Source organism: Shewanella sp. 553 (assembly GCF_059338375.1).
Genome location: NZ_CM181701.1, coordinates 3,112,761 through 3,138,268, shown reverse-complemented (window position 1 = coordinate 3,138,268; position 25,508 = coordinate 3,112,761). Strand labels below are relative to the sequence as shown.

Genomic DNA, 25,508 nt, shown 5'->3' with positions numbered 1-25,508 from the left:
CGACTTTGAGCGATTGAAAATGGCGATTAGATCAAAAAGGGAGGCAATGCCTCCCTGTTTGCCAGCGGTTTAAGGCTCAATCACCTCATCGGTTTTAGGCTGCCACCACCACTGGAAGAGACGGCGTGCTGTGCGCTTAATATCATCGAGAATAATATAGAGCACTGGGACTAAAATTAGCGTCACCACGGTCGAGAATAAAATACCAAAGGCCAATGAGGTGGCCATAGGGATCACTATCTTAGCTTGTAAGCTCTTTTCCATGATGATGGGCACTAAGCCGACAAAGGTGGTCAGCGAGGTTAAGATAATCGCCCTAAAGCGATAGCAACCGGCATCAATGGCCGATTGCACCAAAGATAAGCCTTGCTGGCGTGAGCGATTAACAAAATCGACCAAGATCAACGAGTCATTCACCACCACGCCCGCCAACGCGACGATGCCACAGAGGCTGAGCACGCTCATGGATAATCCCAAAATAAAGTGACCAAACAGCGCGCCAATTATCCCAAAAGGGATAACCGACATGATGATCAAAGGTTGGCTGTAGGATTTAAGCGGAATCGCCATCAAGGCATAGATGGTAAACATGGCAAAGAAGAAGCCTTGGATCAGGCCCACCATCGCACTTTGTTCGTCGGCGCTACCGCCATCTAAGGTGCTGGAGATATGCGGGTATTTACTCTGCAGTTGCGGTAAAAACTCCTCTTGGATCTCGGCCACCACTTTGGCGGGTTCGACAATCGTGGTATTGGCGTTGGCGCTTACGGTAATCGCCCGGCGACCGTCGACCCGCGTGATGGAGGAGTAGGAATCACCTAGCTCTATATTGGCCACGCTAGAGAAGGGCACCGAGGTGCCTTGAGGTGTGCGGATCATCATATTTTCAAGATGGCCCACGGTGCGGCGCTGCTCAAGTGGGTAGCGCACCATCACTTTGACTTCTTCTTTATTGCGCAAGATCCGCTGCGCCTCAAAGCCGTAGAAGCCGTAACGCACTTGGCTAGCCAGATCGGCCAGGGTTAAGCCTAGCGCCTCGGCGGCCGGTTTTATCGACAAACGAATTTCATGGCTGCCCGACGAGTAGTTATCCGAAATGTCATACACCCCTTCATAGGTGCGCAGCTTCTGTTTTAAGTCATTGGCGGCCAAGGCGAGTTGCTCAAGATCGCTAGAGGTCAACCTAAAGGAGATATCACCGCCGGCGTCGTTGGTGCTGGCGTTAATGTTGAGCTTTTTAACCGAAATCAGCTCTGGCAATGCCTCACGCCAAGCGGACGCGATGGTCACGCCATCAACTTCTCTGTCTTCCCCTTTGGTCAGCTCGGCAAAGATAAAGGCCGAGGTACGCGAGCTCATATTGATAAAGCTATGTTTAACTACGGGGTAGCCATATTCGGCTTCCATCTCATCGTTCATGCGATACAGAGCGCTTTCAATCTCTTTAACCACTTTTAAGGTGTTGGCTTCAGAGCTGCCCACATCCATTTCCAGTCGTACCTGAATAAAATCAGAGGGAATATCGGGAAAGAAGACCCAGCGCACTTTACCACTTTCCACCAAGGCGATGGAGAGGATCAACACTCCAACAAAGGTGGCGACCACATTGTATCTATGCTTGATACAACGCTCGATAAACACTCGATATTTATGGTGAATAAAGTGTTGAACCTTATGGTTGAGTGCCAGCTTAAAGCGCACAAACGCATTGGGGTTAGGGTTAGGGCGACTCGGTTTCATGTGGGCTAAATGGGCGGGTAAAATCAGTTTTGACTCCACCAAGGAGAAGGCTAAACAGAGGATCACCACCAGGCCTATCGACTTCCAAATAATCGCCATCGGTCCAGATACCATCACCATAGGCATAAAAGCGGCGATAGTCGTCAGTACCCCAAAGGTGGCCGGCATGGCCACTTTTTGTGCACCTCGAACCACATTGTCCAGCGAGTGACCATGGCGCTCAATTTCGGTATAGGCGCTCTCGCCGATGACAATGGCATCGTCGACCACTATCCCCAGTACCAAGATAAAGGCAAATAGGGTCAACATGTTGATGGATAAAGAGAAGGGCTCTAGCGGCATAATAAACATCGCCCCCAGAAAACACACAGGCAGGCCCATCATCACCCAAAAGGCCAATTTCAACTCGAGGAACAGGGCCAAAATGATAAACACCAATAGGGCGCCATAAAACATGTTTGATATCATCATGTTTAAGCGACCCTTGAGGTAATGGGTCAGGTCGCCCCAGGTATCTAATTGGGCATTGGCTGGCAGACTGGCGCGGCGCTGCTCAATGTACTCTTTAACTTGCGATGAGATATCCAGCGCATTTTGGTCATCGACACTCAACACTTCGATAATCGCCGCCGGTTTGCCATTAAAGCGGGTGTATTCTAGACGGTCTTCGAAGCCATCACGAATGGTCGCCACTTGAGGGAGCATGACGCGGCTGCCGTCTGGGCGAGTGCTCACCACAATTTGGGCAAAATCATCACCGGTATAGGCTTGGCCTTTGGTGCGCAGGAGTATGTCACCATCTTCGGCGCGAATGGAGCCGCCGGGCAGATCGATAGAGGAGTTACGCACCGCTTGAGCGACTTGGGCAAAACTTAAATTGTATTCCCGCAGTTTGTCTTCTGACAGTTCGATACTGATCTCGTATTCACGTACGCCAGTGACCTGTGCGCGAGTGACGGCGGGCAGCATGGTCAGCTCGTCGCGAATGCTCTTGGCCAGCTCTTTCATCTGGTGCAGTTCCATCTCGCCATAGACCGACACCCAAATCACATTGTTTTCAGGCTTAATGCGAAAAATATTGGGTTTTTCGATATTGTCGGGAAAGGTGGAGATAGCATCGATATTCAATTTAGCTTCATCGAGAATATCTTGCGGATCGAAGCCATCGGCAACCTCAATGGTCACATTGCCAAAGCCTTCACTGGCGACGGAGGTGACTTTTTTAATGCCGCTAATATCTTGAATTGCTTCTTCAATTTTAATGTTTATCCCTTCTTCAATCTCTTGCGGCGCGGCGCCAGGGTAGGCGACCGAGACTTGCAAGTAGTTGAGTTCGAATGAGGGAAACACCTCTTTATTGATCAACACGGTACTAAAGAGCCCGCCAATCAATAAAATAATCATCAATAAGTTGGCGGCAACACTGTTGCGGGCAAACCAAGCGATAATGCCTTTTTTGGTATCCATTACTGTTCACCTGTTGCCATTAACGTGGTGGGGGCAGGCTCGCTATCGTGCTTCGAGTTGTCATCAGCTTGCTCGCCTATCACCTTAACTAGCTGGCCGGTGGTCATATTGTTGATGGTGGTCAGTGAAATGCGCTCGCCATCCACTAGGCTGTCTTTGATATAGACATTGTCGATATCGCTGCGAACCACATTGACGCTGCGCATCTCAAGGGTATTGTCATCTCGCACTATGGCCACCTGATTGTTACGCACGATATGGCGCGGCAGTTTGACTATGCCATCAACGGTGCGACCTTTAATCACGGCGGTGACAAAGCTGCCAAATTTTAACGGCAGTTGTCCAGCTTGCTTGCTGTCTCTGAGGTAGGGATCTTTAATTTCGGCGACTAAATACACCATGCGATTATCGGCGTCGATCACCCCTTCGCTACGGACAATTTTCCCCGTCCAATAGACAGTGCGACCTGCGAGTTCGGCGCTTAAGGTCACTTCGGTATCGGGGTCGTCCACCGATTCGAGATAGGCCATCTCACTGTTGGCCAGTGGCAGACGTATTTCGGCGGTGCGAGTATCGTAAAGTTCACCAAGGTTAGTGCCTAAGGTAACGTATTGGCCAAGGTCGACATGTCTCACCTTGATGATGCCATCGAAAGGCGCGCGAATGACGGTTCGGGCTAAGTTTCGCTGGGCGCGGGCTAAAGCCGCCTCGGCAAATTTGACGTTAGCTTGCTCTTTTTTCAGTTGCGGTAAACGCAGTCCCAATTCGGGGGCGGCGCCGCTGTCATAGTCTTCCCAATCTTTTTTAGCCACCTGACCGCGGGCGATCTCTTCATCGAGTAGGGCTTTGGCCTGAGCGAGTGTGGCCTGCGCTTGGATCAGGTCGGCTTGATAGTCCGAAGGTTCAATCTCGGCCAGTATATCGCCACTTTTAACTATGCCACCGGCAACAAATTGCTCGGAAATGGTCAGCATACGCCCCTGAACTTCGGTCACCAGTTGGGTGCGGTATTTGGGATTGACTACGCCATATGAGGGCAGATTTAGCGATACGGTTTGCTGGGTCACCGTCATCACATCGACAATCGGAATAGGGATCTCATCGGGCTTTTGCTCAGGGGCCTCTTTGGTGCTTATGAGCAGCGCGGCTAATCCACCAAAGAGTGCCAGAATTAGAATAGGCGGAAGCGTTCTACGAAGAATTATTTTTATCATTGCCTTGATGCGGTTCCATGCTGCATTGCGTTGGCTGTTAAATTACCAGAGTCTGCACTTAGGGCAAACGTCTTTTTGTAACTAAAATGTGTCAAAATGGCGTTAACATGTTGATCTTGATGATTACGCAACGGCTAAACGCTAAATTAACGATACAAAAAAGCGCCCGTGATGGGCGCTTTTTAAGTTGTCAGCAAAGTGTAACCGAGTGAGTTACTTTTTCTTTTTGCTGGCTTTAAATTTTTTACTGACCTTTTTATCGACCGCTTTGCCTTTTTTCTTAGACGGTGGACGAGCCTCTTTATGTTTTGGGCGTAAGCCTTCAATAACGCGGCGTTTTAACGGTTGTTCAATATAGCGCTCAATCTTAGCGACAATGCGCATATCATGGGCTTCGGCCAGTGAAATGGCGGTGCCTTTGTTACCGGCGCGGCCTGTGCGTCCGATACGGTGCACATAGGTATCGGCCGAACGTGGCATATCGAAGTTAATCACGTGGCTGATATCGTCAACATCAATACCACGCGCGGCAACATCGGTAGCCAGTAGCACTCTGACTTCACCTTTGGTGAAACGCCCTAGGGCTTGAAAGCGTGCTTTTTGCTCCATATCACCGCGCATAAAGGCGCAATCAATGCCTACGCGCTTAAGCTGGCCTTCGAGGCTGGCAACCACTTCACGGGTTTTAACGAATACGATGGCGCGGGTCACATCTTCACGTTGCAAGATGCTGCACAGCAAGGCAAATTTATGCTCTTTATCGTCGGCTAAATGGATCCACTGATGGATTTTGGCTTTTTCGCTGCGCGGCGGCTTGGTTTCGATAGTGACAGGATTGGTCAGCAGCTCTTGAGCGAAACGGCTAACACCGCCACCTTCGAGTGTGGCCGAGAATAACATGTTCTGTTTGCGGCCCTGCGCTTCGATAGCGATGGCCTGTACGATAGAGGTAAAGCCCATGTCCAACATGCGGTCGGCTTCATCTATGACTAAGATCTCAACTTCTTGAGCATCAAACTGCCCCTTGTCGAGGTATTCCATCAAACGGCCAGGCGTGGCCACAAGAATGTCGACATTCTCACTCAGCGCCTTTTCTTGCGGTGCATAAGGCACGCCGCCAGTAATAATGGCGATATCTAAATCTAAGTCGGTAGCCAGGTGAGACGCATAGCGGTGGATCTGGCTCGCAAGCTCACGAGTCGGGGTTAAAATCAGTACCCGAGCTTGGCCAGAAAAACGGCGTGGGAAATCGATAAGATGCTGCAGCGCGGGCAGCAAAAAACTCGCCGTTTTACCGGTTCCGGTTGGGGCGCGCGCAAGAATGTCTCGCTGCTCAAGCCCGAGTGGGATGGTCTGTTGCTGGATGGTGGTGGGCGTATTGTGGCCCATCGCCTTGAGTGACCTCAGTAAAGTCTCGTCAAGGTGGAAATCTTCAAATTGCATGCGCTGCGTCTCAGTGAATAATAGCGCGGCATTATACACCGAAATTAGACTCAAGTGCGAGGATAGTCATCAGCGACTGGTGGATAATCAATAAGCCACTTTGGGGGCTTTATCGACAGCCATCAGTCGCTATTGGCACTGATTAATGCTTAGAGCTTGAGGTAAAACGCCTGAGTCAGTGCCACCATCTCTTTAGTGTAATTGCCGCTGCTATCTCGAATGCACAAGGACTCAGGTTTATCTGAGAGAAATGCTGTTGGCTGTGTTTGCCCTTGATGGCCCAGTAATAATAGATGGCGATGGGGGATTTTTCCTTCGACACTGGCCACATCGACGCGTTTGAGCAGGGTGAGCTGATGTGCACTGAGCAGAGATAAAAACGCCGTAAGGCTTTGGGTAGGCAAAATGAGACTGGCGCGTCCCTCAGGGTGCAGTAGTGTTTTTATCGCATCTAATAGCTGAGGAAAACTTAAGCCTTGGGTATGGCGAGCCAGCGCGCGGCGGTCAGTGGCGGCCCGCGGCCCGTTGTCAAAATAGGGCGGATTACACACTATATGATCAAATAAATTTGGCTGCGTAAGCTGGCTCAGCCATTGATTGATGCACTGTGGTATTAAGGTGATTCTACAGACCCACGGGCTGTGATTAATGTTGTTGCTACAGTCGATGACGGCATCATTATCCAGTTCGATAGAGGTGATGTTTGCCTTGCTACGCTGGGCGGCCATCAAAGATAAGAGTCCACTGCCTGCACCGATATCGAGAATCTTGCTTGCCTCAGTCAAGGGCGCCCAAGCGCCTAAGAGCACGCCGTCGGTGCTCACAGGCATGCCGCAATGGCGATCATCAATGTGAAACTGCTTAAAACTAAAAGGCATAAGAATATCGGTAATACAAACTATGGCGTCATTGTACTGCATAGTGAATGTCGGGCAAAGCTGGGCCTCACCGGATAAATGCAGTGGATCTAACTATGATGAAATGTAGCCTGATGTAATGAATGGGGTGTGTCTGTTTTAGGCTTGTTAAACTTTTGGTGTTAATCGTCGTTTGTGGCCGCTGTTTGCTTGTTAATCGATAGCTATTTTGCTAATAGTAGTCCCCCAGTTTGCGGCGAAAGCCCGTAAATTGGTTTAGGTAATCCAGTTTGAATGCATTGTTGGCGTTAGTTGATTCTGCTGTTGTTCAAAAAGTAGTCTTAAGCGGCTAGATTTACCGTAAGGTCGTGTAATTAAATGTTTACACGCAATGAATGTCGTGAAGATTATCGGCTTATTTTCCACAAGTGATTGAGATCATTATAAAAGCAGTTTAACGGGGCGTTGTGTGCAGAATAATAAAATGAGTATGACCGATACATTAAGCTTAGGTTTTATGACCTTTGCTTTTTTTCTTGGTGCGGGAAACTTAATCTTCCCGCCATTGGCTGGCTTTTTAGCCGGTGAAAATATGTCACTAGCCATGATTGGCTTTTTACTGACAGCGGTAACCTTACCCCTTATTACCTTGATTGCAGTGGCTAAAGCCAACGGCAAAATCATGGGGTTGTTACCTCCCGTCGCCGCGACCATGTTGGCTGTGGCTATTTATATCATCATCGGCCCTGCATTTGCCGCGCCGCGTGCTGGCTTGGTGGCCTATGAGATGGGATTTAAGCCCTTTATTGATTTTGGTGATGACACCTTTACGCTGCTGGGGCTCGTGCTTAACGGTTCGCAGCTGCTGTATACCCTGATCTTCTTTGGTATCGCTATGCTGCTGTCACTGTTTCCGGGTAAATTACTCGATAGTGTCGGCAAGGTACTGACCCCCATCATGTTGCTATTGTTACTTGGCTTAGCGGTTTCAGTCATAGTGCTGCCCAGCGGCGATATCGGCCAAGCGGTGGGTGAGTATCAACATAGTCCGCTGTCGAAGGGGATTTTAGAAGGCTACAACACCATGGATACCCTGGCGTCGCTTATTTTCGGTATGTTGATTATCGATATTTTGCGTAAGAAGGGGGTTGAAGCACCCAAGGAGCAAACTAAGTATTTAGTGCGCGCGGCATTTATTGCTGCCGCAGGCTTGGCGTTTGTGTATATCTCATTATTTTACCTTGGTGCCAGCGCGGGCGATTTGGCAGAGGGTGCTGATAACGGCGGCGTGATTTTGACCAATTATGTTAATGTTCAATTTGGTGCCGCGGGCCAGCTCTTGTTAGCAGCGGTTGTTACCTTAGCCTGTTTAACCACTGTGGTGGGGCTGGTATCAGCTTGTGCCGAATACTTTAATGAGTTGCTGCCTAGCTTGTCCTATAAGTTATTGGTCGTGATCATGAGCCTAGCGTGTGTCACTGTGGCCAACGTTGGTTTAGCTCAGTTAATCAGTATCAGTATTCCAGTGCTTGTGACGGTTTATCCGGTGGCGATTGCGCTGGTTGCTGTGACCTACCTGACTGAATATTTCGATCGCCCAGCACTGGCTCACCGCTTAGTGTTAAGCGTGGCCCTGTTCTTTGGCGTTATCGATGGCCTAAAGGCGGCGGGGCTCGACATGAGTGTGTTTGATGCGATGCCGATGCACAATGAAGGCATGGCTTGGTTGTTGCCTACAGGGCTGGCGATTATTGCTTGCTTGATGCTCAAACGCCCAAAGGCGCAGGCGGTTCTCAATTAAGGTGAACCGCGCTCATCATCTATTAACTAGCTTAAACCGCTGCGAGCTAACCTTTGGTCGTTTGCACGGCTCATCTAGTTCGCACAGTAGATAAGTCATAAGCCAGATAGTGCGTTTGTTGTTTGCGACAATCTTGGCCTATCGCGTAAGATAACGGTGTTAATTCAGTTGAGTTAACACCGTTTTTGTATAAGGACACCGCGTGACTTCAAGCCAACAAGAGTATCAAATGGACCCCTTAATCGAGCCGTTTCTCGATGATCTATGGTCGATGAAGGGGCTAAGCGATAACACACTGCAAGCGTATCGAAGCGATTTGTGCCATTTTGATCGCTTTGTCCAAAGCCAGCATGCAGCGCTTATCGAGGTTGACGCTGTGCTGGTGAGAGAGTATCTCAGTCAGCGCTTCGATACTGGGTTTGCTAAATCCAGCAGCGCCAGACTCGTCAGTAGTTTACGGCGATTTTATCAGTATTTGGTGGCTAAAAAGCGCATCGTTATCGACCCCATGGCGATGATCAAACCGCCTAAATTGGCGCGCACCTTACCCGATTCGCTCAGCGAAGCCGATGTTGACCGATTACTGAGTGAGCCCAATGTCGATGAGCCAATCGAGTGTCGCGATCGGGCAATGTTAGAGTTACTGTATGCCAGCGGTTTGCGGGTGTCGGAATTGGTTGGGCTGACGCTGGATCAACTCAGCCTGCGTCAAGGGGTGGTACGTATTGTCGGTAAGGGCAGTAAAGAGCGATTAGTGCCACTGGGGGAGATGGCGGTGACAGAGATTGAGCAGTATCTGGCGTCGGCGCGTTTTGAACTGTTAAAAGGCAACAGCAGCGATGTGGTATTTCCCTCGAAACGGGGCACCATGATGACGCGGCAAACCTTTTGGCATCGCATTAAACTCTATGCATTACGGGCCGGCATTGCGGTGCACCTATCACCTCATACACTCCGCCACGCCTTTGCTACTCATCTGCTTAATCATGGCGCCGACTTGCGGGTTGTACAGTTGTTGCTTGGCCATAGCGACCTGTCGACCACCCAAATTTATACCCATGTGGCCAAGGCCAGATTAGCTAAATTGCATCAAGCGCACCATCCAAGAGGGTAGGCGGTGGAATAATTTGCTTTCCGTGCTTTGAACATGTAACTTTTCAGCCTTTAGTCGGGTCTATATAGCAGACCACTTATGTAATTTGATGCAATCGCTGCTTAATTCGCTGTCGATGTAGCCGCAAGTTTGAGTGGTGTTAAGTGATATAAACACGACCTTGTTTTGGTTTAATGGTTGTAGTCCAAATACAATACAGGATATCTAATGAACTTTACCCGCACTCTAACTTTGCTATGTGCCCTTGTGGCCGCGCCGTTTGTCATAGCAGCTAACAGCACTGTCGATAACACTGAGCAATTAAAGCAAAAACTGGCCAGCACTTTGAGTGTGGAAGTGCAAAGCCTTAATATGTCGCAAATTCCAGGCCTTTATGAAGCCATCACCGATCGTGGCGTGCTTTATATTAGCCAAGATGGTAGTAAGTTATTCCACGGTAGCTTATACGATCTTGATAACGGCATGAAAAACCTCACCGAAGCGGCGCTGGCTGGCCCTCGTGTCGAAATGATCAAGCAGTTTGAGCCTAATATGCTGGTCTATAAGGCTAAAGATGAAAAGCACATTGTGACCGTCTTTACCGACATCACCTGTGGTTACTGCCGTAAGCTACATAATCAAATGGATGAATACAACGACTTAGGCATTACCGTACGTTATTTAGCCTTCCCACGCCAAGGCGTACCATCGAAAAACGCTAACGATATGGCGGCCATTTGGTGCTCGGCCGATCCGCTAAAAGCGATGACCGATGCCAAGGGCGGTAAGTTGGTCGACACGGCTAAAAACTGCGATGCCAACATCTCGCAGCAATACAATTTAGGCCAAACACTGGGCGTTAATGGCACGCCGGCTATCGTATTAGAAGATGGCACTATGATCCCAGGTTATCAACCTCCAGGGCAATTATTGCAAGCGCTTGAGCGCGTACAATAAGCTTTAAATTGGCTAAATCGTGTGATTGAAAGGTGAGCTTACGCTCACCTTTTTTGTGCCTACTTGCAATGGTTCTCGCCGCGCAGGTATTGAGTGGCTGGTATCTGCTTCTATCTAGCGCTGATAGATAGTAGCAATCGATACTTTTGCTGTGTGTTCTGCCGCCGCCTTTGTTATGCTAGCGCCATTGTTTGTTGAGGTTATTTACGCTGTGATCCATAAGATAGTTCGTCGCCCTAAGGTGGATGATAATCATCTTCCTGCCCATCTCTCGCCTATTTTAAAGCAAGTTTACGCCAGCCGAGGTTGCAGTGATGCAGACTGTGAGTTGGCGCTTGCTAACTTGCTACGGCCTAATACCATGAAAGGCCTCGATGTGGCCGCGCGGCTGATTGCCGATGCCATGGCTGATAATCGTAAAATCCTTATCATGGGCGACTTTGATGCCGATGGCGCCACCTCTACCTGTGTCTGTTTGTTAGCGCTGAAGATGATGGGCGCGCAGCAGGTGGATTACCTCATTCCAAACCGCTTTGATTATGGCTACGGCCTCAGCCCTGAGATTGTTGCTGTGGCTTACCGTAAAGAGGCGCAGCTGCTGATCACTGTCGACAATGGCATCTCATCTATCGAGGGCGTTGCCGCCGCCAAGGCGCTAGGCATGACTGTGGTGATCACCGACCATCATCTGCCAGGCCAAACGGTGCCGGCTGCCGATGCCATAGTGAACCCTAACCAACTCGATTGCCCATTTGCCAGCAAGTCGATTGCGGGCGTTGGCGTCGCCTTTTATTTAATGTCGGCATTAAGAGCCGAATTAAGAACCCGTGGCTGGTATCAACAGCGCGCCATTGCCGAGCCAAATTTAGCCAGCTTACTGGATATTGTGGCGCTGGGCACGGTTGCCGATGTGGTCTCGCTCGATACCAATAACCGTATCTTAGTCGATGCCGGTTTAAAGCGAGTCAGAGCCGGCCGTTGTCGCCCCGGGATCACCGCCTTATTGGAAGTCGCTAAACGCAATACTTCACGTATTGTGGCCTCTGATTTTGGTTTTGCGGTTGGCCCCAGACTCAACGCTGCCGGGCGGCTCGACGAGATGGCTCTAGGGGTTGAAACCTTACTATGTGATGACATCATGCAAGCTCGGCGTATGGCCAGTGAGCTCGATAGCTTAAACGCCGAACGGCGCGATCTTGAAGCCGATATGCAGCAAGAGGCGCTAAAAAGCCTTGAGGCGCTGAGTTTAGATGAAGCTGACTTACCTTGGGGAATCGCGCTTTACCAGAGCGATTGGCACCAAGGGGTGATAGGTATCTTGGCTTCGCGCATTAAAGATAAATATCATCGCCCGGTGATCGCCTTTGCCGAGGCTAATGAAGGCGAGATAAAAGGCTCGGCGCGCTCGATTAAAGGCCTGCATATGCGGGATTTACTCGAGCTAATCAATAGCAGACATCCAGGCATGATCATCAAATTTGGTGGCCATGCCATGGCGGCAGGCTTATCGCTTAACGCTGGCCAATTTGACCGTTTTGCCAAGGCGTATGATGAAGCGGTGCGAGAGTTACTGGCCCCCGCGCAACTGACCGGTGAAATTGTTAGTGATGGTGAGCTATTGCCCCATCAAATGACGATGGCGTTAGCCCAAGAATTGCGTAATGCCGGCCCTTGGGGACAGAATTTCCCAGAGCCGTTATTTGACGGTTACTTCAGAGTGGTGCAGCAGCGCATTGTTGGCGAACGTCACCTTAAGCTCGTACTGGAAACCGAATGCGGCCAAACCATGGTCGATGCCATTGCCTTTAATGTCGATTTAAAAACGTGGCCTGATGCGACCATTCAATTTGCGCAGGTAGCTTATAAGCTCGACATCAATGAGTTTAGGGGCAATGAGAGTCTGCAGTTTATGGTGGAGCAGATAGAGCCTAAGTGATTAGGCCTTCGAATGAAGGCTTGGCATTTTTTTAAGTTTACTTGAGCAGCGTTATGCTGAATTTTCATTTATTGATGTGCTATGAAAACGCACCTTAATGGCAATTAATAGCCTGCCGCAGGCTTTATGTGCAAGCGCTCTTTTGGCTCGCTGTGAATATATCCCTATACGCTCCACGGCGGCATCCCTGCTGCCAAGGGCCAAAACCGCGCTTACACCTCTCTCTAACGCTTCTTCGATTGGACTTCATTTGATACGACTAGTGAGTTAAAGGCTAAGAAGCTTTTGCCCCAAAGTGTGCTGGTTTTGGAATGAAGGCTTGGCATTTTTTTGAGTAGCGGCTGGCTGTATTTTCATTTATTGAAAGTGTTTGAAGGTCGAACCTTCGCTGTTTGAAATTGCTTGCAGCAGGCTAATGTGTAAACACTTCTGCGGCACGCTGTGCGCCATCCATGGCCGCTCTACGGTTTCATCCCTGAAACCGAAGGCCGCAGCCGCGTTTACACTTATCTCTAACGTCTCTTCGATTTAGCCGTATTTGATGTGGGTTGCTAGTTCAAAAGCTAACTAGGTTCTGCTCCTTTGTGAGTTACAGGCGATAAGCAGTACAGAACAGTGACGAGACTATTGACTGTACTGCTCAAGCCAAACTGGACGTATTATTCGTGACGATAAACGTGGCGCTATCAACGAAAACAGTGCCAACGTACTGACAAGATTGAATATCCCGCATGAAAATTGGGTTAAGCTCGTTAGCGAATTTGGTCAATTGTTTCATGGCCCAGTGGGCACATTACAAGCACTCACCCATTACTGCGAGCACTTAGAGAAGCGGCGCCGGCACTTTGTAACGAGCTGCCAGCATTTCAAAATAGACTGATATTAACGCTTTATTGCATCACAAAACCTGTTGTTCTTCTGGTGCAATAGGTTGGTTTAGTGCAGCTGAAATACGCCATTTTTAAGTCAGCAGGCTTAATGTCGTCATACATCGATATTCAGGCCATATTGTTTCGACCTAAAATGACCAAATCACATCACGGCGATTGAACATAAACCGAAAGCGTATTATGTTATTGTTTTATAATGGGGGGGTATTTTCTTTTCGGCTTATTTAAAGAAATTATCTGGGGATTCTCTAGGCTGAAACCTAGGGGTTGTTAAACTCTTGTAATTTTAAAAAAAAGTGTGTCAGATTTTAATTGAAGCTTTGTTATGGCATAACAAGGCTTTAGTAATTTTAAAGTCAACATGTAATATAAAAGGAATTTTAATGACATTTAATATTAAGAAAACTAATCTGGTACTATTTTCTTCATTGTTAGTAGTCGCAACATTTGGCGTTCTGGCTGATAGTATTGTTGTAACACCTAAAGGTACATATAAATGTGATAATGTTTGTGTTGTCGACAGTCACGGAAATGTTACGGATTGCTGCGGAGGATCGGTCTGGAGAAAAGAAACCGAAGATCCCGTCTAAGGCAAAATTTTTCAGATGTATAATATATTAACTGATAGTTGAGCTGAAGTGCGCTCAACTTTTTACGATTATTTTAAAGTTTAGCTGAAAAGATACCTTTTTAATCAAGGACTTTTATCAAGGAATGTTATGAAACTACAACCGTATATTTTTTCTATTCTGGCAATATCAATCGCCACATGGGGATACATAGAGTTTATTAATAACGAAAAAGAAAATGAATTTAATCAAAATGAGGGCAATATCGTTTCCGATATAGCAAACGCGGATGGCTTAAGCCCAGATGACGCGGCTATTTTGGTGCATTCTGATTTGACAGTTAACAATGCAGATAAACTAATCAGTCATGATAGTTTGACTAATGGAGATGATAAAAAAAATGAAGATGTAATTTCGACTGAGCTTCAAGATAATAATGTTGTTTTTGAAGAAAATGGGAAATTAGTATTCGATGAATATTACCTAAAAGAGCTATCCTTAAACGAAACTTTCGATTTTATAGCTAGTTTACCACTTACTATCACCAACCCCGAGTCACTAATTATTATGGAAAACATTAATGAGGGAATTGGAAAAGATTTAGTGGAATATGAAGATATGAATCTCAAGACGGTATCTTGTTCAGACAAACTTTGTGGCATTGTCATTTCCTCTGAAAATCGTTCTAATGTTGATTCTTTCTTAGATTTAATTACATCTAAGCCTATTGTAAAAGAAAAGCTAAAGGGGGGGAGCTTGAAAATTGTGGAGGATAATGGCGAATACTATGGGGTTTTATTTGGTGCTATTGGAAATATGCCGATACAACATAAGTAAAATGAAAGTTGCATAGCTATAGGCTGTGGTAAGCCCCTAATTTTTTAGATGGGAAGGCTCAGGAAAACTGCGACACTGGTTAACGCCAGTCAAATCGAAAATGCGTTATGAAGTCGTTGAAGCGTTTTCTGATAATGATTTGCTTATTGATATGCCTGTATCACCGCAAGCGAGAAAGAAGAACCCAAATTTACCTGAAACATGGCGCGCGCGTTTTATTGCTAATCAAAAGCCAAAGGGTGAGATTAAAGGCTTCGTTACCTCGCTGGTTGACCCCACTCGGTATCCACTGGATAAGCTACTTAATATCTACTGGTAACACTGGGAAATTGAAGAAGGATATGGCGAGCTTCAGCAAACTCAACTGCAAAGTAAGGTGACGTTACGAAGTCAAGTTACTGAAGGGGTCAGACAAGAACTATGGGGCGTACTTATCGCTTACAATCTGGTTCGTTTAGAAATGGTAGCGATAGCAAAGGAAGCTGAAGTTGCTCCAACGCGTATCAGTTTTACCGCAGCAATAAGCTTGATAGACACACAATTGATGTGGCTTGCTTTATCGCCGGATGGGAAATTGCCGGCTAAGCTGAAGCAAATGTGAGCCGATATAAAACACTTTATCCTTCCAGATAAAAGAAAGCACCGAACATATCCACGTTCAGTGCTCTATATACCTAGCCGTTACCCACTAAAATATAAGCAATAATGCTTAACCGAATAGCATTAACTCTATTGACTGGCTTTGTGGGCGCTATTTGTCAAAATAATCAGAGATTACTTCCTGGTATCAAACCTTGACGCTGAACGAGCGTTTTTACATGGTTAATTTAGGGGGAGATTAAAAGATATATAGACAGCCATAGTTAATGGCATCACTCACGACCTCCAACTATGCTTTGAAAGAGCATTTAACAAGGAGGTTGTATGTCGAGACCAAGACGAACTGCGAGCTGTAGGCTGATCGCTAACCCGCCTAGGTTAACCGGTATTAACTCAATACCTGCGTCAACACGCGTTGCCAGTTACCGCCCATGATCTTGCTGCGATCGTTGCTACTAAAACCGGCGGCAGATAACGCATCATCGATATGCTCCATGCGATCGATATGATTAAGCTCTGGGATCACCACATGCTCGGGCTCGATATCAAAGCCTAATACGCCGCGCGCCCGTAGGCTATGCCACCATTCGATGTACTGTTTTACGCCCTCGGCATTATTGTTACCCAGTTTAATCAGGTTTTCATGGCCGCGAAGGGGGTAGTCATTGGCGATCGCGACGGCGTCGATACCGCCGATATTGGCCACATGTTTAAGGTGCGCTACATAGTGCTCTGTGGTTGGCGTCTTATCGGTTGTCAGCCAGAAAGTCATCATAAACACCCCAAACAGGCCGCCAGTATCGGCAATGGCTTTAATCACCTCATCGGGAGAGCAGCGAGCATGATTGACGATAGCGCGCACGGCGCCATGACTTTGCACTATGGGCACTCGGCTTGCTTTGGCGCTATCAAGCGCCGATTGTGGGCTAGAGTGACTGACATCGATGAGCATCTTGTTGTGATTAAGCTTGTCGATTAACTGATGACCTGCGGCGGTTAAGGGTAAATTGAGCCCTTGCTTGCCATCGTTATCTAATGCGCCGCCGCTAAATTGATTGCCGTAGTGATGGGTCAGTTGCAGTACCCGCAGGCCGCGCTGATAAAACTCATCCACCTGATTAAGATCGCTATCGATACTCTCTTCGACGCAATCGGCGCCTTGGATCTGAAATATCACCGCAGTGCGTCCAGTGTCGTGGGCGAGGGCTATGTCGCTGGCACTTTTGCCCAGTAATAGTTTGTCTGGGTTGGCATTCACCCGTGTTAATGCCTCACTAATGCTGTTAACGCAGGCGTTATAGGTGCGCTTGTAATTGGTAGTGCCATCGGCTTGTTCAATGGCTTCGATGGCTGAGATATCACACAAGTAAGCATCGAGTTTCGAGGCGCTAAGATCGGCTAAATCATCAGGTAGAAAGGAAAGACCATCAATATAGAGCGGTTTAGCCATTGGCTGCGCAACAGCGCTGAGTTGAGCAAATTGACTCAGTGCGCCTGCTGCGGCGAGTGCTTTGATAAGTTGACGTCTGCTGACTTCGATTGCCATCTAGCATTCCTTGTGATGATTGTTTTCTTAGTGTTATCAAATAGTGATAATAACATCAAAAATGTGGCCAAAGTAGGGGGGTAGTGGTGCGTTGATGGATGAAGTGGCGACTCTGAGTCAGGGCACTTAACGGTAAATAACAAGGCAAAAAAACGCCAGATGAATCTCTTCATCTGGCGTTTTTTATCGCTAAATCAAATAGTCGCTAACTCACTGAGTCGGATAGCCACTTAAGCGAATAGCCACTTAGTCCGATTTAGGCTAAATGCTTAACGATAGCTTTACCCACGGCGCCAGCACTGGCGGGGTTTTGGCCGGTGATTAGGCGGTTGTCTTCGATAACAAACTCATTCCACGGCTGCACCTTAGTGTAACGTGCGGCGCTGCGGGTGAGGGCTTCTTCGAGCAAGAAAGGAATTTTGTCTATTGTGCCGTAATCCACTTCCTCTTCGCGGGTAAAGCCTGTGACCGATTTATCGGCAATCAGCTTTTGGCCATTACTTAAGGTGATGGGCAATAGACCTGCTGGGCCATGGCAGACCGCGCCGATGACGCCGCCCTGCTCGTAATGAGCCGCGCTGAGCTTAGCCACATTTTCGTCGCTGGCAAGATCAGACAACAAGCCAAAGCCACCTGGGTAGTAGATAGCAGCATAATCATCGATATTAATTTGTGATGCAGGAATGGTGTTATTGACGCGAGTCTGGAATGACTCATCGGCCAGTATGGCATCATTAATGGCATCATCTTCAAGGTCGGTACCATAAAGTGGTGCTTTACCGCCTTTAATAGACACTAAATCATATTCAAGACCGGCATCAAGCATCTCATGCAGTGCGTGAGTCAGCTCGGGGGCAAAGGTGCCATTGGCTTCATCTGTGGTGCCAAGGGTTGCGTGATTCGTTAGCAGGATAAGCACTTTTTTCATGATAGAACACTCGGTTTGTTGAAAGTGATGTCATTGTAATTGTTGTCATCAAATATGATAATCGGCTTAAAGTGCAAATTACTATTGTTGTACAGCAATAATGACGCAGAATGAGGATGGGTGATGGACAGTTTTGACGGCATTGTTGAATTTATTGCGGTGGCAGAATCAAATGGCTTTTCGGCGGCGGCGCGCCAGTTGGGGAGTTCGACTAGCCATGTTAGCCGCCAAATTGCCCGCTTAGAAACGCGCCTTGGCTGCGCCTTATTTGCCCGAACGACTCGCAGCGTTAGCTTGACTCAGGCGGGTCAGAGCTACTATCAGCAGTGTAAAAACTTGTTGGTGGGCTTAAAGCAGGCCAACGAAGAGGTCAGCCAGCAGCAGTTACAGCTTAATGGTACCTTAAGGGTCAGCGCCGCTGGCGCCTTTGCCGAGCAGTATATTGCGCCGGTATTAATTCAGTTTGCTGGCCAGCATCCAGAGCTCACCATCGATATGGACTTTAACAGTCGCATGGTTAATTTTGTTGAAGACGGTATCGATTTTGCCATTCGGTTTGGCGCGTTAAAAGACTCCGGCTTGGTGGCGCGTAAGCTGGCTAATCGTGACATGATGGCGGTGGCGAGTCCGCAATATTTAGCCGAGCATGGTGAGCCGCATCACCCTAGTGAACTTAAGCGTCATAGCTGCATTATTTCTAATAATGAACATTGGCTATTTCATCACCCCGACAGCGCCAGCGGGCTCAACATCAAGGTTGAAGGCCGTTGGCGTAGCAATAATGTACCTGCGGTGATCGCGGCTGCCGAACAAGGGCTAGGCATAGCCTATCTGCCTAAGAGTAGTTTTATTACCTCTCTCGAAAAAGGCACCTTAACACCCGTATTAGCGCCATTTTGGACGAGTGGATTAACCAGTTGGATTGTATATCAAAATCGGCGCTTTCTGCCGCTGCGTGCCCGTATGGCGATAGATCACCTATTAGCGCATTTTGCCGACTGGCAGGAGTAGCTAAAGGTTACGCGGGTAGGCTTGCCATGGCATGCCAAAACAGCTTGAAGCTGGCTTCTTTGTGGCTGGCCTGCAGCCATGTTTGGGGGTTATCAATAAAATAACGGGTGGCGGCAAGGAATTGGCCGTGGCAATTGTCTTGCATCAGCGCTACCGGGTAGGGGGCGATAACCCCTTGGATTTGGCCTTGTTTAATTAAGTCACCAATAAAGCCTAAAATGGTGTTCATCGCCTGCATACGCACCGCCTGCTCAACTGTTGGCGACATAGAGTACTGCTGAAAAAAGGCCTGCTTGAGCGGATTGTCAATCGCCCAATTGAGGGCGCTAAACCAGAGGTGTTTAGCATCTTGCTTAAGCTCCCCCGATGGTTGAGCGCTAGCGATAATCGCATCGGCAAACTCTTGCTTAATCGATAAAAAAAGGTGCTGCATGAGTGCATCTTTAGAGGGAAAGTGGTGAAACAAGGTGCCTGTGGCCACGCCAGCTTGGCGGGCTATCGCTGCGGTGCTGGTGGCATGAAAGCCTTGGGCAACAAACAGGCTGAGTGCTGTGTCTAAGATGGCTTGTTTTTTGTCGGTAATACTCATGGTGTTCCTTACGGCGTTCCTCACAGGCTGCGGGCACATGGCCCGCAGCGGCGTTCTATTGCGTGCAATCTACAGCGTGCAAGCTCGTCGTGGGCGTTAGCGTAAAAACACTTTCATCAGCAGCTTTTGTATTAGGCCACCATAAGGGGGGTGGACTAACTTGCCGGTATTCAACTTTCCGCGACTGAGCACAGTTTTAGCGTGGCTCATGGTTAAGAAGCCCTCTTTACCATGATAATGCCCCATGCCCGAGGGGCCAATTCCGCCAAAGGGCGCGTCATCGGCCGCCACATGAAACACGGTTTCGTTAATACACACACCGCCAGAGTGGGTGTGGCTTAAAATGCGTTGCTGAGCCGTGGTATCGAAGCTCATGATATATAAGGCTAACGGGCGTGGCCGCTGATTGATGTAGTTTATCGCTTGCGTTAGATCATCATATTCTATGATAGGCAGCAGCGGGCCAAAGATCTCCTCTTGCATCACCAGCATCTCATCATTGACTTGGCTTAGCAGTTGGGTGGGGATCTTACGCGTCTTGCTGTCGATAGCTTCACCATTGGCCGAGGTGATGAGCGCGCCTTTGCTGCGGGCATCGTCGAGCACAGTGATTATTCTGTCAAACTGACGTTGATTAATAATGGCGCCATAATCTGGGTTGTTGGCGATTTGACCATACATGGCATTAAACTGTTGTGCGAACGCTTGCTTAAAGGCGTCGGTTTTTCCCTTGGGCAGTAACACATAATCGGGAGCGACACAGATTTGGCCGGCATTTAAGCACTTACCATAAATCATCCTCTCGACCGCTGTCTCAAGTGGCATATCATCGGCAATGATCACCGGCGATTTCCCCCCCAGCTCTAAGGTGACTGGAGTAAGGTTATCGGCGGCGGCGCGCATCACGTGACGCCCGACAGTGGTTGAGCCGGTAAACAATAGATGATCGAAGGGCTGCGCCGAAAAAGCCGCCGCGACATCGGCCTCACCTTCAACGACGGCGACCACAGTGTCATCAAATAGCTCAGCGAGCATCTTCTTTAATACAGCATTGGTGTGCGGCGTGAATTCAGACAGCTTGATCATGGCGCGGTTACCAGCCGCCAGCGCGGTAATTAACGGCCCTATAGATAACATCACCGGGAAGTTCCACGGCACGATAATACCAACGACTCCCACAGGTTGATAATGTACGGTAATGTTTGCTGGCGCCAGTAGCATACCGGCATGACGACGACTGGGCTTCATCCAGTTTTTTAAATGTTTAAGAGTGTAATTAATATTGTTAATGCAGGGCATGATGTCGGAAATCAGGCTGTCGTCAGCCGAACGGTGGCCATAGTCTTGGGACAGGGCCTCAATAATGCGGTTTTGCTGCGCGAGCAGGGCTTTTTTTAAGGCCTTGAGTTGTGCTTTTCGCGCATCGAGATCCGGAGTCGGTTGGCGCAGATAAGCAGATTTTTGCGCGCTTAATCTCTGTTGCAGTTGAGTGGCAATATCGGTTTGCAGTGGCATATTCATTACACCTGTCCTTATTCGCTAGCGCGTGGATGAGTGGTTACCGCTCGAACGGGTGCGCTCAAGATAAGCTTCTCTACCTTGGCATTCAATAAAGTAACCGACTGATTAGTCGGTCTGATAATAGATGAACTTTTTCTTGTGGTCAAATAAACATCAGGCTCACTACAAAGTGTGATCTAGATCAACAGTGTTTATGGCACCGAAAACTACACTTAAAGATGAGCGTTTAAGTGATGATTGAGTCATGGGAGGGGCATATGAGTGAATTACAGCATGGTATTTCCATTGGTATCGAACGTAATGATGACAATGTTTACTTAATGATGACGGCCATCGGCAGTTTAACCCACGCCGATTATGAGTTGATGACCCCTATCCTGGAGTCGGCCTTAGCTGGACTCAAGCAGCCAGAGGTGGTTGCGTTAGTGGATATTACCCAATTAGAGGGGATCTCGCTGCATGCCGCGTGGGACGATCTGCAACTGGGGCTTAAACATGGTAAAGCGTTTCGTAAGGTGGCAATTGTTGGACGAGGCGATTTCCAGCAGTGGATGAGCCGCATTGCCGGCTGGTTTAGCCCTGGAGAGTTTAAATTTTTCGACAGTCGAGCTAAGGCGATAGATTGGTTGATGTGAGCCGAGCGAGCATGTCGGCAGACGTGAGCTAGTACTTAATGAGACTTAAGTTGATGAAGCTTAAGTTGATAAAACTGTGTCATCTGATTACGGTTACTTAACGGTTACTGGGTTATCCGCTAAGCTTAATGACGGTAAGCTGTGGATGATATTTATCTAAGCTTGCTCTAAAACGGCTCAATGATACTACCGCTTACATCTAGCCTTACCGCTAAGGAGTTCATGATGAGAAAAGGTCAAATTTTATGTCCAACCGACTTTTCCGAAACAGCGTCCCATGCGCTGTCTTATGCTATCGAGATGGCCAACCTTTATCAGGTGGGCTTTCGACTTTTACATGTCGTCGAGCAGCCCATAGGTGATGAAAATTACCAAATCTTGGCTATTACTCCCGAGGAATTAGCTAAGACGATGGAAGATGCCGCTGCTGAAAAAATGAAGTCATTATTAGCTAATCTCGACAGTAACCTAGCGGTTGAAACGATTATACGTCGGGGAGATGCGGTGGCCGAGATCTTAGCCGAAGCCGAAGAGAACGGTGCCGGTATGATTGTGATTGCTAGTCATGGCCGCACGGGTTTTTCCCATTTTTTACACACCAATGTGGCCGAGGCCGTAGCCAATGGGGCTAAGTGTCCGGTATTGGTCGTGAAATAAAGGTGTGAACCACAGACGTTGTGATTGCCTTGGCTGACACCATTATTGAGGAGGTGAGTGATGCGTACTCATCAAATTTTGTGCCCGACCGATTTTTCAGAAACGGCTTCGCATGCTTTAGGTTATGCCATTGAAATGGCATGCCTTTATGGTGTCGATTTACGAATAGTGCATGTGGTAAGTCAGCCCTATGGTGCTCATAATTACGGTATTATGATCGATAGTAATGAAGAGTTAGAGCAACATTTGCATGCCTACGCCAGTGGCAAACTAGGGAAAATTGTGCGAGACGCCCAATTAGAGATGCCCGATGGACTGACGGTTTACAGTAAAATTAGGGCCGGTGATGTACTGGGGCAACTGCTGGCGGAAGTGGAAGAAAACGACATTGGCATGTTGGTCATTGCCAGTCACGGTCATCAAGGGTTATCGCACCTACTGAACCCCAATATCGCCGAGTCATTGGCTAATAAAGCCAAATGCCCGGTATTAGTGATCAAATAGATGTGTGCGCTGATGCCGTGTAACAACCGACGAGTGACTGATATAACAATCGTTACGGAGAAATGGTTACGGCCTAATACAAGTGTCGTGATGCAGTTTATCGGCTAACGATTGCAGCACCTGCGCTTGGGGATGCGTATGGGCAAAGGTGCGTAATCCATAAATGCCCATCACAAAATAGTGGGCTAAATCCCTGCTGGAGCGATGAGCAGGGATCTCTCCTGCATCAATAGCTTGCTGAAACTTATCGGTTAATGCGTCAAGCCAGTTGGCCAAATGTTGGTTGATTATCGCGCGTATCTCATCATCTTGCTCGGCCAGTTCATTCAGGGCTTTGGTGAGTAAACAGGCCCGAGCGGCATCGCAGCTAAGGCACTCCAGCACTATATGATCTAAATAGGACTTGAGCTGGCTGACGATGGGCGCGTCGGCCTGAAAGAATCCATCAAACTCCACGCTGCGATCGTGGCGATATTGGCCTAATGCTGCTAACAGCAAACCGCGCTTATTGCTAAAGGCGCAATAGATAGAGCCAGGGTGCAAGCCAGTAGCCTTGGTTAAATCTTGCATGCTGGTTTTGGCATAGCCTTTGGCCATAAAGGCGGTCATGGCGTGCCTTAATACCTGCTCTCGATCAAATTCGGCGTTGCGCATATTTCTCTGTCTGTGGTCGGCATATGTGTTGCCATTGTACTCAATCTTGAATGCTTGTTCAAAAAAGATCTTGAATGCGTATGCAACTCGGTTTATCTTGAGCGGACATTCAAGAAAGCGTTACAGCAAGAGAGTTCTACATGACCGCTAACCTATTTCAACCGTTTAAGCTCAATGACAGTATTACGCTTAACAACAAAATTTTGATGGCGCCGCTAACCCGTTGTATGGCCGATGATGAGTTGGTGCCAACTCAAGCCATGGCCGAGTATTATGCCCGCCGAGCCGCGGCCGGATTGATTATTTCTGAGGCGGTGATCATTCGCCCTGACGGTCAAGGTTATCCCAATACACCTGGCCTGTTTACCCCTGCGCAAATCGACGGTTGGCGTCGGGTGACCGATGCGGTGCACGCTAACGATGGCAAAATTTTCGCTCAGCTTTGGCATACTGGCCGGGTTGCTCATTCTCACTTTTTTGGTGGGCAAACCATTGCACCATCGGCTATTGCTATCGAAGGTAGCGTGCCAAGGCGCCGTGAATTAACCTACGAAACGCCTAAAGCGGTCACCCACGAAGAGATCGAGCAGCTGATTGCCGATTATTCACAAGCGGCAGCCAATGCCATTGATGCTGGTTTCGATGGCGTCGAAATTCACGGTGCTAATGCTTATCTTATCGATCAGTTTTTACATCACGACAGTAACCGCCGCACCGACGGCTATGGCGGAACTCCTGAGAACATGGCGCGTTTCCCGCTGGCCGTTGTCGATGCCGTTTGTGCGCGTATTGGTCACGAGCGCACGGCGCTACGCGTCACCCCTGGTGCCTATGTCAACATGCAAGGTGATGCGCGAGATCGTCAAGTATTCGACTATTTTCTTAAACAGTTAGCGCAACGTGAGTTGGCTTATTTGCACATAGGTATTTTCGATGATGCCTTGGAATTTGATTACCTTGGCGGCCGCGCATCTAGTTACACCCGAGCAAATTACAGTAAAACCTTAGTCGGGGTCGGTAGCTACACAGCGCAAACGGGCGCCGCCGCTATCGATGAGGGTAAGTTTGATCTACTGGCCATTGGCCGCCCATTTATCGCTAACCCAGATTATGTTGAGCGAGTGCGCGATAACCAGCCTTTGGTTGAGTATTCAGATGAAATGTTAGCCAGCCTCATTTAAATAAGTCAGACTTTACACTTTTCAGCCAGCAATTGTCCCAGAGTCAATTGCTGGCTTTTTACGTTTTTATACGCATAGTACGTAATAGGTCTACTCGCTGAGCATCGCCGCGGCGCTGCCGCACAATGTCATGATAAATAGGAACCACTTTAAGGCATTAGGGCTGACTTTTATCGCCATTTTGACGGCGATGTGAGCGCCTACTAAGGTGCCCGCAGCCAAGATTAAGCCGGGCAGCCAGAGGATGAGATCTTCGGCGATAAAGACGACTAACGAGGCTAAGGTAAATACTAAAGTACATAAGACTTTTAAGGCGTTAGCTCTGACTAAGTCGTAACGTAAGCTGCCCGCCAGAGCTGCTAACAGGACAAAGCCGACCCCAGCTTGCACAAAGCCGCCATAGATCCCTGCAATGGTGAGCCAGACCCAAGAGCTCGGCGTTTGGCTGACTTTCTTCACCTCTGTGCCTAGCGCGGGCGAAATCATGGCGGGCTTAACCAAAATGATCAGTGCCATTGTCAGCATAGTCCCCAACAATAAGGGTTTGATGATACTCGATGGGGCGTAGGCCGCGGCTGCCGCGCCAATAAAACCCCCGATAATGGTGGGCAATAAAATGGGGCCGGTATCACCGCTGTCTAATTTACCGTGTTTTTTAAACCCCACGATTGCCGTTAACGATTGCACCACCACGCCCACTCGATTGGTGGCATTGGCGACCTCTGCTGGCATCCCCATCACCATTAAGGCGGGCAAGGTTAAATTAGAGCCGCCACCGGCCAAGGTGTTAATGATCCCTGCGAGAAATCCGGTGACCAATAGCAATAGACCGTGGGTAAGGGTGACATCCATTTTTTGTCCTTTAAGCTGGTTATAAA

At 48.3% G+C, this 25,508-nt stretch carries 21 protein-coding genes and 2 pseudogenes; 13 read left to right on the top strand and 10 right to left on the bottom strand.

Translation table 11 applies throughout. The features are described from left to right. Window positions 1–69: 69 nt before the first annotated feature. From AC5YBZ_RS13905 to AC5YBZ_RS13890, 4 genes are all read right to left on the bottom strand, one after another. A complete protein-coding gene (locus AC5YBZ_RS13905) occupies window positions 70–3,207 on the bottom strand; it encodes an efflux RND transporter permease subunit (protein ID WP_494543059.1) in 3,138 nt (1,045 codons plus the stop codon). Beyond that, window positions 3,207–4,421, bottom strand: coding sequence for an efflux RND transporter periplasmic adaptor subunit (locus tag AC5YBZ_RS13900; RefSeq protein WP_494543058.1), 1,215 nt, complete (start codon window positions 4,419–4,421; stop codon window positions 3,207–3,209). The genes AC5YBZ_RS13905 and AC5YBZ_RS13900 overlap by 1 nt, the downstream gene beginning before the upstream one ends. Window positions 4,422–4,634: 213 nt before the next feature. Next, on the bottom strand, window positions 4,635–5,864 hold the full coding sequence (gene srmB / locus AC5YBZ_RS13895; protein WP_494521017.1) for an ATP-dependent RNA helicase SrmB: 1,230 nt from the start codon (window positions 5,862–5,864) through the stop codon (window positions 4,635–4,637). Between the two features lie 149 nt (window positions 5,865–6,013). Then, complete coding sequence (locus AC5YBZ_RS13890) at window positions 6,014–6,742, bottom strand: tRNA1(Val) (adenine(37)-N6)-methyltransferase (RefSeq protein ID WP_494543729.1); 729 nt, start codon at window positions 6,740–6,742, stop codon at window positions 6,014–6,016. Between the two features lie 463 nt (window positions 6,743–7,205). Here AC5YBZ_RS13890 and brnQ point away from each other — a divergent pair, with 463 nt between their 5' ends. The 8 genes and pseudogenes from brnQ to AC5YBZ_RS13850 all read left to right on the top strand — a co-directional run. Further along, window positions 7,206–8,522: a branched-chain amino acid transport system II carrier protein gene (brnQ, locus tag AC5YBZ_RS13885; RefSeq protein ID WP_494524828.1), complete on the top strand. Its 1,317-nt coding sequence runs from the start codon at window positions 7,206–7,208 to the stop codon at window positions 8,520–8,522. 229 nt (window positions 8,523–8,751) lie between these two features. Further along, entirely contained in the window at window positions 8,752–9,636 is an 885-nt protein-coding gene (gene xerD / locus AC5YBZ_RS13880; protein WP_494521587.1) for a site-specific tyrosine recombinase XerD, read from the top strand. A 207-nt stretch (window positions 9,637–9,843) separates the two neighbouring features. After that, window positions 9,844–10,572 (top strand): bifunctional protein-disulfide isomerase/oxidoreductase DsbC, encoded by a 729-nt coding sequence (gene dsbC, locus AC5YBZ_RS13875; protein WP_494521018.1) that lies wholly within the window; start codon window positions 9,844–9,846, stop codon window positions 10,570–10,572. A 211-nt stretch (window positions 10,573–10,783) separates the two neighbouring features. After that, entirely contained in the window at window positions 10,784–12,508 is a 1,725-nt protein-coding gene (gene recJ / locus AC5YBZ_RS13870; RefSeq protein ID WP_494543057.1) for a single-stranded-DNA-specific exonuclease RecJ, read from the top strand. Window positions 12,509–13,157: 649 nt separating this feature from the next. Further along, window positions 13,158–13,388: pseudogene (locus AC5YBZ_RS13865) on the top strand (transposase); the annotation flags it as partial. Window positions 13,389–13,781: 393 nt separating this feature from the next. Continuing rightward, a complete protein-coding gene (locus tag AC5YBZ_RS13860; RefSeq protein ID WP_456041046.1) occupies window positions 13,782–13,988 on the top strand; it encodes a hypothetical protein in 207 nt (68 codons plus the stop codon). Between the two features lie 129 nt (window positions 13,989–14,117). Next, window positions 14,118–14,804, top strand: a complete 687-nt coding sequence (locus tag AC5YBZ_RS13855; protein WP_494521020.1) for a hypothetical protein — start codon at window positions 14,118–14,120, stop codon at window positions 14,802–14,804. A gap of 70 nt (window positions 14,805–14,874) precedes the next feature. Then, a pseudogene (locus AC5YBZ_RS13850) lies at window positions 14,875–15,510 on the top strand (transposase); the annotation flags it as partial. Window positions 15,511–15,792: 282 nt separating this feature from the next. On the opposite strand, the gene AC5YBZ_RS13845 reads toward AC5YBZ_RS13850, so the two are convergent. Beyond that, on the bottom strand, window positions 15,793–16,950 hold the full coding sequence (locus AC5YBZ_RS13845) for a membrane dipeptidase (protein ID WP_494543056.1): 1,158 nt from the start codon (window positions 16,948–16,950) through the stop codon (window positions 15,793–15,795). Between the two features lie 256 nt (window positions 16,951–17,206). Further along, the gene (locus AC5YBZ_RS13840; RefSeq protein WP_494523865.1) at window positions 17,207–17,878 is read right to left on the bottom strand and encodes a type 1 glutamine amidotransferase domain-containing protein; all 672 of its coding nucleotides are present in this window, start codon (window positions 17,876–17,878) and stop codon (window positions 17,207–17,209) included. A 123-nt stretch (window positions 17,879–18,001) separates the two neighbouring features. Here AC5YBZ_RS13840 and AC5YBZ_RS13835 point away from each other — a divergent pair, with 123 nt between their 5' ends. After that, entirely contained in the window at window positions 18,002–18,889 is an 888-nt protein-coding gene (locus AC5YBZ_RS13835; protein ID WP_494523864.1) for a LysR family transcriptional regulator, read from the top strand. Between the two features lie 7 nt (window positions 18,890–18,896). On the opposite strand, the gene AC5YBZ_RS13830 is transcribed toward AC5YBZ_RS13835, so the two are convergent. Together AC5YBZ_RS13830 and AC5YBZ_RS13825 are read right to left on the bottom strand one after the other, a co-directional pair. Then, the gene (locus AC5YBZ_RS13830) at window positions 18,897–19,478 is read right to left on the bottom strand and encodes a TetR/AcrR family transcriptional regulator (protein WP_494523863.1); all 582 of its coding nucleotides are present in this window, start codon (window positions 19,476–19,478) and stop codon (window positions 18,897–18,899) included. A gap of 96 nt (window positions 19,479–19,574) precedes the next feature. After that, window positions 19,575–20,999, bottom strand: coding sequence for a coniferyl aldehyde dehydrogenase (locus AC5YBZ_RS13825; RefSeq protein WP_494523862.1), 1,425 nt, complete (start codon window positions 20,997–20,999; stop codon window positions 19,575–19,577). Window positions 21,000–21,256: 257 nt separating this feature from the next. Between AC5YBZ_RS13825 and AC5YBZ_RS13820 the strand changes: the two genes are divergently transcribed. From AC5YBZ_RS13820 to AC5YBZ_RS13810, 3 genes are all read left to right on the top strand, one after another. Continuing rightward, on the top strand, window positions 21,257–21,634 hold the full coding sequence (locus AC5YBZ_RS13820) for a SpoIIAA family protein (RefSeq protein ID WP_475514729.1): 378 nt from the start codon (window positions 21,257–21,259) through the stop codon (window positions 21,632–21,634). Between the two features lie 225 nt (window positions 21,635–21,859). Next, complete coding sequence (locus AC5YBZ_RS13815) at window positions 21,860–22,291, top strand: universal stress protein (protein WP_475517038.1); 432 nt, start codon at window positions 21,860–21,862, stop codon at window positions 22,289–22,291. 60 nt (window positions 22,292–22,351) lie between these two features. Continuing rightward, window positions 22,352–22,795 (top strand): universal stress protein, encoded by a 444-nt coding sequence (locus AC5YBZ_RS13810; protein WP_475514728.1) that lies wholly within the window; start codon window positions 22,352–22,354, stop codon window positions 22,793–22,795. Between the two features lie 66 nt (window positions 22,796–22,861). Here the strand turns inward: AC5YBZ_RS13810 and AC5YBZ_RS13805 are convergent, their stop codons facing one another. Beyond that, on the bottom strand, window positions 22,862–23,449 hold the full coding sequence (locus tag AC5YBZ_RS13805; protein WP_494521024.1) for a TetR/AcrR family transcriptional regulator: 588 nt from the start codon (window positions 23,447–23,449) through the stop codon (window positions 22,862–22,864). A 140-nt stretch (window positions 23,450–23,589) separates the two neighbouring features. Between AC5YBZ_RS13805 and AC5YBZ_RS13800 the strand changes: the two genes are divergently transcribed. Further along, entirely contained in the window at window positions 23,590–24,630 is a 1,041-nt protein-coding gene (locus tag AC5YBZ_RS13800) for an alkene reductase (protein ID WP_494521025.1), read from the top strand. Window positions 24,631–24,720: 90 nt separating this feature from the next. Here the strand turns inward: AC5YBZ_RS13800 and AC5YBZ_RS13795 are convergent, their stop codons facing one another. Further along, complete coding sequence (locus tag AC5YBZ_RS13795) at window positions 24,721–25,482, bottom strand: sulfite exporter TauE/SafE family protein (RefSeq protein WP_494521026.1); 762 nt, start codon at window positions 25,480–25,482, stop codon at window positions 24,721–24,723. Between the last annotated feature and the right edge of the window lie 26 nt (window positions 25,483–25,508).